Here is a 12,259-nt window from a genome sequence, read left to right on the forward strand (position 1 = left end):
CCACCGGCTTCGCCCCTTGGCAAGCTTGGCCAGCGGCTAAGGTCACCGCATGCTGCTCGGCAATCGCTACATCGAAATAACGTTTCGGAAACTGCTGGGAAAACGCCACCAAGCCCGAACCTTCCCGCATCGCCGGGGTAATCCCTAACAGACGCTCATCCTGTTTGGCCATATCGCACAACCAGGTGCCGAACACTTCCGTATAGGTCGGATGCGGCGAAGGCGCGGCTTTAGGCAAATAATCCTTGCTTGGATCGAAGGCCGGCACGCCATGATAGGCCAAAGGATCCTTTTCGGCCGGCGCATAGCCTTTGCCTTTCTTGGTGACCACATGTAAAAACACTGGACCGGTCAAATCCTTCAACTTCTCCAGCGTGGACACCAACATCTCCACATCGTGGCCGTCAATCGGTCCGAAATAATTAAAGCCCAACTCCTCGAACAAGGTACCCGGCACAATCATGCCCTTCACATGCTCTTCGGTCTTGCGCGCTAATTCCCAGACCGACGGCATACTGGCCAAGGCCTTCTTACTCTCTTCGCGTACCGAAGAATAAAACTTGCTCGACAACACCTTAGTCAGATAATTATTCATCGCCCCGACCGGCGGCGAAATCGACATATCGTTATCGTTCAGAATCACCAACAGATTGGCATTCACGTCGCCGGCATGATTCATCGCCTCGTAGGCCATCCCGCCGGTAATCGAACCGTCGCCGATGATGGCCACCATCTTCTTGTCTTCCCCGCGCAACTGCGAGGCAATCGCCATGCCCAGGGCGGCACTGATCGACGTTGACGAATGACCGACCCCAAACGCATCGTACTCACTCTCCGAACGGCACGGAAACGCCGACACGCCGCCGAAGGTGCGAATCGTTGGCATCCGGTCTTTCCGCCCCGTCAGAATCTTATGCGGGTAGGCCTGATGCCCTACATCCCAGACCAACTGATCCGATGGCGTATCGAATACATAATGCAGCGCCACCGTCAGCTCCACCGTGCCCAGGCCGGCCGAGAAATGGCCGCCGGAAATGCTGACCGTATGGGTCAAAAAGCTACGCAACTCATCAGCCAGAGGCTTCAGTTGCTCCGGTTTCAGCGCGCGTATGTCGGTGGGGCTCTGGATGGTTTGTAACAGCGGAAATTCGTTAGTCTGTTTCATAATCAGTACAGGGGTTCACGATAGAACATCAGGATGACGCCTATCTGGAATAAGGCGAATACTGAAATAAATCCGGCAACGTTTTTGCCGGGCGAATCCAGCTTAAGTTCCAGCCAGCGGCCGCAAGCCAGGATCAGCGAAAACACGCCCATCATGGTGTGGCCCACTTGAATCAAGAAGGCAGATTTCGCCTCAAAACCGACGTGCGAATGCGCCAGCAGCATCATGCCGCCGAACGCGGCCAGCAATGGAAACATGTAGGGCATGAAACCGCTGTTGTTGTTTAGCCGAGCCCTGACTTCGATCAAGCCCAGCACAAATACCAGCAAGGTGGCGATGCGATGCTGCAAAATTTCGCCGTTGTTAAAGGTGCTTTCCCAGAAACCGATAGGACCCAGTGGCCAGCTTTCCGCGTCGCTACGGAAAAATAGAAATACACCCAATGCCATAAAACCGACCGGCCAGAAGCGTGCCCAGAGATGGAAGCGGCTGGAGAACGACAACATCGCAAAAAAGCTCATTGTCGTCAGGAAAATGCCGGAAATGTTGTGGTTGTAGTCCGACCAGGCGGTGGCGGCTTCCGACGGAATCTGACCGACAATCGCTACCCGTCCGGCTTCACCGGCGATCAAGGCTTCATGGGTCGGCGACTCCCAGCGCGGTATGCGCGGATGGAACATGTTCAACACTTCTTCGAAGCTGGCGGTCAGATGCGGAATATCGACTGCGGGCGGCTGGGAAGCCAAGCTGGCGGCGGTGAACAGGATGGTCAGCAGAATCAGGGTTTCCGCTTCGATGTAATAAGGCACACGCGCGGTAAGGGCGTAAAGGCTGCGGCTGGTGAAGTAGGCATTGACGGCCTGGCGGTTCAACCAGGCAAAGCCTAGCGCCAGACCCAGCATGATAATTTTTACCAGTAACAGATTGCCGTAACCCGCTCCGATGAAGCCTTGGAAGGTACGGATGTAATACCACGCCAGCGGTGTGCCGGTAGCTAGTAAAACCACGACAGCGCTGATGCCCACTGCCGAGAAACGTTTTAACAATAGGGGCCAAACTTCGACAGCGATCAAATTGCGTTTTTTCAGACTCCACAAGGCTAGGATTTGAAAAATACCGCCCACCCAAGTGGCGGCGGCCATTTGATGAGTGACGGTCAGTGTCATCAACAGACCACGATCTTCTAAACGACTGGCGCCATGTACCAGCCAGGCCGCGGAGATGACCAGCGGCACGATAATCGCTGTCGATAGTACCCAGAATTGTTTGGATCGGGGGTTGCTTTTTAGCGTTTGTCTGATGAACAGGGCCAGGATAAATGCGCAAGTGGCTCGCGCCAAACCCGCTTGGAACTGCACAGTTTGGAAAAATGCCGGAAACGGCGATTTGCCCAAGGTTGCTGCCATCAACCAAATTTTCAGGCCGATTTTCGACAATTGGGTGATGATCAGCGCCTTGCTGCCGAAATGAATCAGGTTGACGGTTTTGGTCAACAAGGCGGAGTTATAGAGCGCCTCTTCATGCCAGGGACGCAGCACGAACAGTCCCCATAGCAAGCCACCGATAGTGATGGAATAAAAGGTGAGATCGACGCCGCCTATCAGTGAGTCTAAATAATTTGCAATGCCTTCCATGAGGATCACTTAGCCTGTTTAACGAAAAAACGCAGCAGGTCTTCGCTGAGATGACCGTCAGCTGCAAATATTTTTAATTTGATCGCATATTCTCCAGGCTCCAGGGCAGGCAGATGCAGCAATACTTGCCCGGGTTTTTCGCCTGGCGTGGCAGTAATGGTTTGCATTTTGTCGCCGGCACTGACCAGGAATACTTCTGATAAATCCAATTCCACTTTGGAATTGAATGAAAGCTCCACTTGGCTGGCCAAGTTGACCGGCACCGGGTTGAGTTTTAAAGAATTATGCGTGACGACCGCGTGGCCGAAAGCGGTGTTACTGGCGATCAGTGCCAATGCGAACAAAGCAAGTTTGAAAAAATTCATGTATGGCACCTTATTTTTTGTTTTTCAGAGCATGGCCGGCCAGGTTTTTACCCAGCGTCCAGATCGAACCGGTGACGTTGTGGGTATCGGCGATGGTTTTCTCCACGGAGTTAACAATCCAGTCGCGGTCTTTTTGGGTCAGCGTCAGAGGGGGTAAAAACTTGACCACGTTCATGCCGTGGCCGGCCACTTGTGCCAGTACCCGGTGTTCCTTAAATAGCGGGATCAGGATCATTTGGCAGAACAAGCCTTTGTTGGCTGCTTCCAGCATGGCCCAGGCGGCCTTTAATCCCAAGCTTTTCGGGGCATGGAATTCGATGGCTATCATCGAGCCTTTGCCGCGCGCTTCTTTCAGGAATTCGTATTTCGGCGCCATTGCGTTGATGGTAGCAATGATGTCTTCGCCGACCTTGGCACTGTTTTCGACCAGTTTTTCCTCATGAACCACATGCAAGGCAGACAGGCCAGCGGCCATGGCCATATTGTTTTTCGAAAAGGTCGAACCGTGGACGACGGCTCTATCCATGCGGTTGAACACGGTGTCCATGATGTGGGTGGTCATCGCGACGCCGCCGACGGGAATGAAGCCGCCGGATAAGGCTTTGGCCATCAGAATCATGTCGGGTTTAACGCCCCAGTGCTCGATTGCCCAGAACTTGCCGGTGCGACCGATGCCGGTTTGAATTTCGTCGGCAACGAACAAGGTGCCGTATTTTTTGCACAAGCGCTCGACTTCCGGCAGATAGTTGTCGTCCGGAATATTGACGCCTTTGCCTTGGATGGGCTCGACGATGAAAGCCGCTACATCTTTGCTGCTCAAGGCTTGTTCGAGCGCTACCAGGTCGTTGAACGGCACAGAGGTGCATTCCGGCAGCAGCGGGCCGAAGCCTTCTCGGAAGATGTGTTCGCCGGTCAGCGATAACGAACCCATGGTCAATCCGTGGTAGCCATGATCGCAATGCACGATACGCGAACGTTTGGTGGTGTAGCGGGCGAATTTGATCGCTGCTTCGACTGCTTCTGTGCCGGAATTGCAGAAAAACATTTTTTCCAGATTGTCCGGGCAGGTGGCCAGAATTTCCTTGGCCAGCAGTCCGCTGAGCAAGGACACATCCATCTGTACCAGACTGGGTAATTCCAGCGTCAGGGTTTCTTGCAGGGCTTTGATAATGGTCGGATGGTTACGTCCCATCGCAAACACGCCGAAACCACTCAGTAAGTCCAGGTACTCGTTACCGTCTTCGTCGTAAAGATATTGGCCGATCGCTTTTTTATAGTTTCTGTCGTAACCGATAGTACGTAAGACTCGCACCATCTGGTTATTCAGATGATGCTCATGCAAGTCGAATTTCTCGTCGAAATGCTGAGTAAAAAGATCGGCAATGCTAAAAGACATGTAATACCTCGTAAGTGCTTGGTTTATTTCCGGATTACGCCATGTTCCCGCGGCTTGACCCATCAATAATTCATGGTTTTCTGCTAAAAAACGATGATTTCGTTTAGTTGTTTGGCAATGATTTTCAAGGTTTTTTGTGCGGCATGAAAATGTAAGCCCAGCTTGATTAGGCTGGGCGCTTCCCATGGGTGGGTTACCAAAAAACGCAAGAGTTTGCTGGTTTCTACCTGGCCCTGACCATTCAAGGCCTGGGTAACTGCTTGGGGTAAGCTCATGCTTACCGGATCGGCAATCGTACGAATTGCCAAACAAGGTAAGTTCGATTGCTCGGCAATTTTGGCCATGGCGCAGCTTTCCATGTCCAAGGCAATCGCACCGGTTTGCCGGTATATATTCTGCTTATCACTGCTGTTGCTGACGATATGACTGCTTTCCGCCAGCTTGCCATTGGAAATCGGAAATTGCGTATCCAGCAACTCATGTAAGCGTTTGCGCCAGCGGGGGTCGGTATCGAACACTTGCTGTTGCTCCGATAGCAGTTGCTCGGCCAACATCAGATCACCCGGTTTTAATTGCGGTGATAAGGCTGCCGCGCATCCCCAGCTGATCAGTTTTTTGGCGCCTTTGGCGATTAACAGATGCGTGGCCCGTTCCGCGTTGACAGGTCCGGCACCGGCAAATGCCAGGAGAATGTTGTCGGCGATACTGACGCAATCACCCTGTACCAGCTTCAGGCGGGTCAGGGTGGAGAGCTCTTCCGGTAGTGCAACAAGAATGCCTATGGTCACTGTTTGGCTAATTCGTTACGGTATCTAGCCAAAGCCCACAAGGGGAAGAACTTGTCATAGCCGTGATATTTCAAATAAAACACCTTTGGAAAGCCTGGTGCGGTAAAGCAGGGGTCGTTCCAAACGCCGTCCGCTTGTTGGCTGCGCAGCAGGAAGTCTATGCCCGCTTTGACTTCCTGGCTGTGGACTTCGCCGGCGGCGATCAAACCCAGCACGGCCCAAGCGGTTTGGAATGCGGTGCTGAAATGGTAGCGGCCGCGGAATTTCTTATCGTCGTGATAGCTCAGGTTGTCTTCACCCCAGCCGCCATCTTCGCGTTGCACACTTTTCAGCCATGCCGCCGCTTTGGTGTACATCGGGTCGGTTTTCGGTACGTTGGTTTGCTCCAGGCCCAGCAAGGCGGACCAAGTGCCGTAAATGTAATTGGTTCCCCAGCGGCCGAACCAAGAGCCGTCGGCTTCTTGATCGCCACGGATATATTCGATGGTGCGTTTCAGCGCCGGTAAATATTCGTCGTGATCTTTCGCGACTCGGGCCATCAACATTGCACAGCGTGCGCTGACGTCGACAGTGGGGGGGTCGAGCAGGGCACCGTGGTCGGCGAACGGAATTTCGTTCAAATAATAATAGGTGTTATCGACATCGAAGGCACCGTAGCCGCCGTTCTGCGATTGCATGCCGACGATCCAGCGAGTGGCTCTGTGGATAGACTCGTCTAATTCGGGCAAATTGGAATCGGCCATGGCAAAGCCCACTACCGCAGTATCGTCTACATCGGGATAATGCGGATTGGCGAATTGAAACGCCCAGCCACCACCAGCCAGATTGGGACGGCGGACGCGCCAGTCGCCCGGTTCGTCGGACAATTGCACGCTTTTTAGCCAATCGTAAGCTTTAGTAAGGCTGGGGGCGTTTGCTGCCTTATCGGATTCTTGCAATGCCAGCGCCGCAAGTGCCGTATCCCAAACCGGCGATAGGCAAGGTTGGCAATAGGCATAGTCGTCTTTGATTACCAGAAGCTTGTCGATGGACTGGCGGGCTATTACGACATTGGGATGATCGGCCGGGAAGCCCAGCAGTAACATCGATTGATAGGCGTTAACCATGGCTGGGAAAATGCCGCCTAAACCATCTTCGCCATTTAGCCGTTCGGTAAACCAATCAACGGCTTTTTGAATGGCGTGTTGGCGCATGCGTTGCGGAATCAGCGGCTCGGTAACGCGGCCTAATTTGTCCAGGCCCAGGAAGAATTTATTCAACAGAGTCCGTTCCGGAAAGTAATGTTTTTCCTCGTCCGGATGAACGACAAACAATTCCAAAACGTTGACCTTATGCGGATTTTTGGCTTTGGCCTTTAAGGTGCACATGATGAACAGAGGTACCATCACGGTGCGCGACCAATAGGACACTTTGTCCAGATGAAACGGAAACCAGCTGGGCAGCAGCATAATTTCCACCGGAATATAGGGTACGCCGCGCCACGGCAATTGTTCGAATATCGCCAGCGCGATACGAGTGAAGACGTTGGCTCGCGCGGCGCCGCCTTGGCTGAGTATCCAGTCGCGCAATTTAACCATATGTGGCGCGTCTATCGAGTCGCCTGCCATTTTCAAAGCGTAATACGTTTTGACACTGCCGCTGATATCGCCGGGGCCGCCGGTAAAAAGCGGATAGCTGCCGTCTTCGGCTTGGCGGCTACGCAAGTAAACGGCGATTTTGCGCTGCAATTCTTCGTCGATGTCGTCCAGGTAGTGCATCATCATGATGTATTCGGACGGGATGGTGCAGTCGGCTTCCAGTTCAAATACCCAATAACCTTCCGGGCTTTGCAAACTGAGTAATTTGGCTTGGGCGCGTTCGATGGCGGCATTCAGTAAGCCAAGGCCGGTTTTGCCGGTATTGGTATTGCTGATGTCTTGGCTGCTGGTATCTATATGGGCTTCAGTAAACATAGTGATTCCTTATTGTCCAGTGTGCGATATAGGTGAATAGTGCCAATCCGGCGATTTCAAATTACGGCTGGTCAGGTTAAACAACAGGGATAGCAGCATATTGCTGCGAACCGTCAGCTTGGTGGCGACAATAGTGGCTTTGACGCTGTTGCGGCTGATTTTGACCTGATTGGATTCGTTGAAATTAAGGTTTGCCTTGATTTTCTTCAAGGTCAGCACGGCCATGCCCAATGCCCAAAGGCAAAAATTGCGGATGCCGGTTTCGTGGCAGGGCAGGAGTTGGGTGTAAGTTAATGCGTTCTGCAAGTGACCATGAGCGATAGCCACCAGGTGGCTCAGGCCGAGGCGGAAACGCTCGTCGTCGGTGGCCGGTGTCAGTTCGGCCAGATTGAAGCCGGTTTCGGTGAAAATGTCTTGCGGTAACCAGCACACGCCGCGTTTGGCGTCGTCCCAAATGTCTTTCAGGATATTGGTCATTTGCAGGCCTTGGCCGAACGAGACTGAGAGTCTTAGAAGCTCCTCGCGATGCGCGGCAATTTCCGGCGAATAATGGCAGAACAACTTGGCCAGCATCTCGCCGACACAGCCGGCGACGTAATAGCAGTAGTCGTCCATGTCTTTCATGGTTTTCAAACCTGCATGTAAATCCAGGGCTTGATAAACCGGCATGCCGTTAGCCATGGTTTCCACGCAACAAGCCAGTGCTTCGATTTGCGGAGCGTCCAGCGAGCGGGTTATCGCGATGACGCGCGGTACCAAGTGAATCAGGCTGTGTTCGGCCGGAATGGTTTGTTCTGACAGTAACGGGGCCAGTTCGGCGCTGAATACGTCTGCGTTATTGCCGGTGTTGACTATGTCTATAAAAGCGCTGCAGAAATATTTTTTTTGTTCGGGGCTAAGGGATATTTCGTCTTCTATGGTGTCAACAATGCGGCATAACAAATACGCATTCGCCACAGCCGGATACAACTCGCCAGGTAGTTGCGGAATAGTTAGCGCAAACGTGCGCGACACGCCTTCAAGCAGGGTAGCTTGCAGTTCGGCGTCGGGTAGTTGTCTGAGCAACTCCGGATTGTTGATTAAGTTTTGAGATCCGTTCATCTGTATCAAGGCTAACTATTAGTAGTCCAAATGATAGACTGTTTGTTGGTGTTTTGCAAAGTGATGTTGCTTTATGGCAAATTTGCCGAAAAACTGCTGCCAAAAGCAATATATAAGCTGTTGCGTATAGTCTTTGTTGTTGTTTTAGAAAAATAATTATGGCTTTTTAGCTGCTGGGCTCTCTTGTGGTTGTTAGGCGGCTTTGTGTAGCTTTCAGGAAATGCGCACATGTTCTTGTTGTTTTTTGCGTATTTTATCTGGAGTATGTTGTTGGAAAGTGGTATTCTGACCACATCTAATTGTGCGCCTTGAGCCTCATTGGCGGTCTAAATAGGCCGCAGCAGGTGTCACTTCTAGGATGGTTATCGGTTTTCGGCTGTTGTTTTTTTGTAACAGTCGTGGTCGCTGGATGTCGTGATAGTTTTTGGAGAATAATGCTGTGAGTGTTCCTTTACGTCAGCAATTGGCTGTAGGTAGTTATCTGATCAAGCAAAAAATCAAAGGTGTAAAAAAGTATCCCTTGGTTTTGATGCTGGAGCCCCTGTTCAGATGCAATTTAGCTTGCGCGGGCTGCGGTAAAATCGATTATCCCGATGATATTCTGGATAAGCGTCTATCGGTTGAGGAATGTTTGGCTGCGGTCGATGAGTGCGGCGCGCCCATGGTTTCCATTCCAGGCGGCGAGCCTTTGATTCATAAGGAAATGCCGCAGATTGTGGCCGGCATCGTGGCCAGAAAGAAATTTGTTTATCTGTGCACCAACGCCTTGCTGTTAAGAAAGCGAATTAACGATTACACGCCATCGCCTTATCTGACGTTTTCCGTGCATCTCGATGGTTTAAAAGATCGACATGATGCTTCAGTTTGCCAGGAAGGCGTTTTCGACATCGCCGTTGAAGCTATCAAATTGGCGTTGGGTAAAGGTTTCAGGGTTACTGTTAACTGCACCTTGTTTCAAGGCGAAACACCGGACGAAGTGGCGGAATTTCTGGATTATGCGATGGAGTTGGGCGTAGAAGGAATCACTATCGCGCCTGGATTTAGCTACGAGCGAGCGCCTAAGCAAGATGTGTTTATTAAAGGTCTTGACGTTAAAAACCTGTTCCGCGGTATTTTCAAAATCGGCAAGACCCGTAAATGGAAATTGAACCATTCTTCGCTGTATTTGGATTATTTGGCCGGCAATCAGAATTACGACTGTACGCCATGGGGTAATCCAACGCGCAACGTGTTTGGCTGGCAAAAACCTTGCTATTTATTGGCAGATGAAGGTAATGCCAATTCTTTTCAAGAGTTGCTGGATGATACGCCTTGGGACAAATACGGCACGGTGAAAAATCCTAAGTGTGCTAATTGCATGGCGCATTGCGGCTATGAGGCAACAGCGGTCGAGGATACCTTGGCGCATCCATTGAAAGCTTTGTGGGCGGCAGTGCGCGGTCCCAAAACCTCCGGTGACATGGTTGCCGAAAAGCAGCCGGAGTTTATTGCTTCTTTCAAGAAATCGGCAATTTCCGAGATTCCGGTAAAAGTAGAGTCTTAAGGCGAACTCAGGAAGTAATCCTCATTAACAGGTTTTTATAACGACTATGTTTAAAAAATTGTATTTCGGTCTCAGTTTGCTAATGCTTGTCTGCCTGTCTCCCTTGGCTAGCGCTGAAGAGATTTCTGCTCGTCAGGTCGTCGATGAGTTTCAAAATCAGCTGTTGAGCGTCATGAAGGCGGGCAAAGAGCTTGGCTTTCAAGGGCGCTACGACAGGCTGGATGTGGCGGTAAAGAAGAGTCACGATCTGCCTAAAATCGCCAGAATCGTGGTCGGCAAACAGTGGGAGGAGCTGACTACCGAGCAGCAGAACAAGCTGGAAAGCGTATTCAGCAAGCTCAGTGTGTCAGCGTATGCTCATAACTTTAAAGACTATTCGGGCGAATCGTTCACCTTTGCCTCCGAAGAGGAAACCGGTAGGGGAGGTGTTGTGATTCACACTAACTTGCATATTCCCGGCGAAAAGGATGTCAAGTTCGATTATATGATGAAGAAAAAAGACGATGGCTGGCAAATTATCAATATAATAGCCGATGGTGTCAGTGATTTGGCATTGAAAAGATCGGATTATACTAGCGTATTAAGCCGTGATGGCTTTGACGCCTTGATTGTTAAAATCACTGAGAAAATTGAAAGTTACGCAAAACAATAAGTTTGTTAGGAATCGTCAGTAATGTATAGCCCCCGTTATCAAGGCAACAGCCAGACATCCCTGTTCTGGGTTATGTTATTTTCCAGCGCATTATCGGTAACCGGGTGTGCTAGCACGGATAAGCATCCGGTTGACGCCAACAGAGCGTCTAAAGCTAAGACAGACGCAGCAGATCCTTACGAAGGTTTCAATCGCTCCATGTACGGGTTTAACATGGGGCTGGATAAGCATTTGCTGAAGCCGATTGCTAACGGTTATAAAACTGTAACTCCCAACTTCATGCAAACTGGCGTTAGCAACTTTTTTACTAATCTTAAAGGTATCAATGTTGTCTTGAACGATGTCCTGCAAGGTAAATTTGAGCAAGGTGCTTCAGATACGGGGCGTTTCTTGACCAATTCCACGGTTGGTTTGCTCGGCTTATTTGACGTAGCCAGCGACCTGGGATTGCAAAGCAATGTCGAGGATTTTGGGCAAACGCTTGCAGTCTGGGGTGTAGATCAAGGCCCGTACTTGGTGTTGCCGGTTTTGGGCCCGACGACTGTCCGTGATGGGGCGGCAATTGTGGTTGATAAAGCCGCCAATCCTGGGACTTACGTACCGGGTACCGGCATTGTTGAAGGGATTAACGATAGGGCGAATGCCGAAGGCGCTTTGAATTTTATCGACGAAGCGGCGTTGGATCCTTACGTTTTTACCCGTGAGTCATTTTTACAATATCGCAAGAATTTGATCAATGACGGCAAGAGTAATTCGACTGACTACGATCTTGACATAGACGCGGACGTCGATGTCGGCGAAATTTCATCGGCACAACCTAAAGAAACTAACGCTACGCAAAAGCCAAAAGCCGATTCCGCGAAAAAACTACCCGGCCATGTACAAAATTCTATTGAGGTAAATCCTGGTAGTGCAAAGCCGAATAGCGCTGCGTTCGATACTATGTCCAAATCGTTCGATAATGCTGCCTTGGAATTTGAAAAGGCCTCGGACAAAATGGACCAGATTAGTAAAAAAAAAAGACAGTATAAACGCCGTTAATTTTGTGTGAAGAGACGCAGGGAGCGTCTCTGTAGTATCTCTTAGTAATGCAGCAAGGAATGCACCTCGTAGTTCCCCAGTCTCTCCCGTCCTTGCAGGAAATCCAGTTCTACCACAAAAGCACAGGCTACGACTGTTGCGCCTAACTTTTCGATCAGCTCGCAACTAGCTTTTGCGGTGCCGCCGGTGGCCAGCAAGTCGTCGATTAACAACACCTTGTCGTTGCTGTCCACTGCGTCTATATGCACTTCCAGTTCCGCCGAACCGTATTCCAGATCGTAAGATACGCTTTGCACATCGTAAGGCAGTTTGCCGGGCTTTCTGAGTGGGATAAATGGAATGCCCAGTTCCCAAGCGACTAACGATCCAAATATAAAGCCGCGCGCCTCCATGCCGGCCACTGCGGTAATGTCGCGGCCTAAAAACGGATGCAGCAATTGATGCACTGTCAGGCGCAATGTCGCCGGGTCTTTGACCAGCGGCGTTATATCTTTGAAGATGATGCCGGGTTTTGGGAAATCCGGAATGTCGCGAATCTTGTTTCTTAATCTATCCATTATCTATTCTCCAGGTTTACGCACAAACCGCCTGAATTTTCGCCAAAATACCCTTGGCATCGAGA

General features: G+C 50.8%; 11 protein-coding genes. 3 read left to right on the forward strand and 8 right to left on the reverse strand.

Translation table 11 applies throughout. The features are described from left to right. The 7 genes from dxs to NP589_RS17810 form a co-directional block, all read right to left on the reverse strand. Positions 1-1,165: 1-deoxy-D-xylulose-5-phosphate synthase (dxs, locus tag NP589_RS17780; RefSeq protein WP_256608172.1), on the reverse strand; the 1,165-nt coding region annotated here is incomplete at its 3' end. Positions 1,166-1,167: 2 nt separating this feature from the next. Further along, positions 1,168-2,799, reverse strand: coding sequence for a CopD family protein (locus NP589_RS17785; protein ID WP_256608173.1), 1,632 nt, complete (start codon positions 2,797-2,799; stop codon positions 1,168-1,170). A gap of 5 nt (positions 2,800-2,804) precedes the next feature. After that, positions 2,805-3,164 (reverse strand): copper resistance CopC family protein, encoded by a 360-nt coding sequence (locus NP589_RS17790; protein WP_256608174.1) that lies wholly within the window; start codon positions 3,162-3,164, stop codon positions 2,805-2,807. 10 nt (positions 3,165-3,174) lie between these two features. After that, positions 3,175-4,560, reverse strand: a complete 1,386-nt coding sequence (locus NP589_RS17795) for an aspartate aminotransferase family protein (protein WP_256608175.1) — start codon at positions 4,558-4,560, stop codon at positions 3,175-3,177. Positions 4,561-4,643: 83 nt separating this feature from the next. Next, positions 4,644-5,348, reverse strand: a complete 705-nt coding sequence (locus NP589_RS17800) for a phosphorylase family protein (protein ID WP_256608176.1) — start codon at positions 5,346-5,348, stop codon at positions 4,644-4,646. Continuing rightward, positions 5,345-7,300, reverse strand: coding sequence for a squalene--hopene cyclase (shc, locus tag NP589_RS17805; protein ID WP_256608177.1), 1,956 nt, complete (start codon positions 7,298-7,300; stop codon positions 5,345-5,347). Before shc ends, NP589_RS17800 begins: the two co-directional genes overlap by 4 nt. Before the next feature lie 9 nt (positions 7,301-7,309). Beyond that, the gene (locus tag NP589_RS17810) at positions 7,310-8,401 is read right to left on the reverse strand and encodes a phytoene/squalene synthase family protein (RefSeq protein WP_256608178.1); all 1,092 of its coding nucleotides are present in this window, start codon (positions 8,399-8,401) and stop codon (positions 7,310-7,312) included. Positions 8,402-8,840: 439 nt separating this feature from the next. Between NP589_RS17810 and hpnH the strand changes: the two genes are divergently transcribed. Genes hpnH through NP589_RS17825 form a run of 3 tightly spaced genes read left to right on the forward strand, consistent with a single transcriptional unit; the run spans position 8,841 to position 11,637 of the window. Then, a complete protein-coding gene (gene hpnH / locus NP589_RS17815; protein WP_064010507.1) occupies positions 8,841-9,944 on the forward strand; it encodes an adenosyl-hopene transferase HpnH in 1,104 nt (367 codons plus the stop codon). 46 nt (positions 9,945-9,990) lie between these two features. After that, a complete protein-coding gene (locus tag NP589_RS17820; protein ID WP_256608179.1) occupies positions 9,991-10,596 on the forward strand; it encodes an ABC transporter substrate-binding protein in 606 nt (201 codons plus the stop codon). Positions 10,597-10,617: 21 nt separating this feature from the next. Continuing rightward, complete coding sequence (locus tag NP589_RS17825) at positions 10,618-11,637, forward strand: MlaA family lipoprotein (protein WP_256608180.1); 1,020 nt, start codon at positions 10,618-10,620, stop codon at positions 11,635-11,637. 41 nt (positions 11,638-11,678) lie between these two features. Here the strand turns inward: NP589_RS17825 and NP589_RS17830 are convergent, their stop codons facing one another. Next, positions 11,679-12,194: an adenine phosphoribosyltransferase gene (locus NP589_RS17830; protein WP_256608181.1), complete on the reverse strand. Its 516-nt coding sequence runs from the start codon at positions 12,192-12,194 to the stop codon at positions 11,679-11,681. Between the last annotated feature and the right edge of the window lie 65 nt (positions 12,195-12,259).

The sequence above is a fragment of the Methylomonas rosea genome, assembly GCF_024505055.1.
GTDB classification, from domain to species: Bacteria; Pseudomonadota; Gammaproteobacteria; order Methylococcales; family Methylomonadaceae; genus Methylomonas; species Methylomonas rosea.

Coding starts and splice junctions, on each gene's coding strand:
- NP589_RS17825 (WP_256608180.1), top strand. CDS start 10,618: ATGTATAGCCCCCGTTATCAAGGCAACAGCCAGACATCCCTGTTCTGG.
- NP589_RS17790 (WP_256608174.1), bottom strand. CDS start 3,164: ATGAATTTTTTCAAACTTGCTTTGTTCGCATTGGCACTGATCGCCAGT.
- NP589_RS17820 (WP_256608179.1), top strand. CDS start 9,991: ATGTTTAAAAAATTGTATTTCGGTCTCAGTTTGCTAATGCTTGTCTGC.
- NP589_RS17810 (WP_256608178.1), bottom strand. CDS start 8,401: ATGAACGGATCTCAAAACTTAATCAACAATCCGGAGTTGCTCAGACAA.
- NP589_RS17795 (WP_256608175.1), bottom strand. CDS start 4,560: ATGTCTTTTAGCATTGCCGATCTTTTTACTCAGCATTTCGACGAGAAA.
- NP589_RS17830 (WP_256608181.1), bottom strand. CDS start 12,194: ATGGATAGATTAAGAAACAAGATTCGCGACATTCCGGATTTCCCAAAA.
- shc (WP_256608177.1), bottom strand. CDS start 7,300: ATGTTTACTGAAGCCCATATAGATACCAGCAGCCAAGACATCAGCAAT.
- NP589_RS17785 (WP_256608173.1), bottom strand. CDS start 2,799: ATGGAAGGCATTGCAAATTATTTAGACTCACTGATAGGCGGCGTCGAT.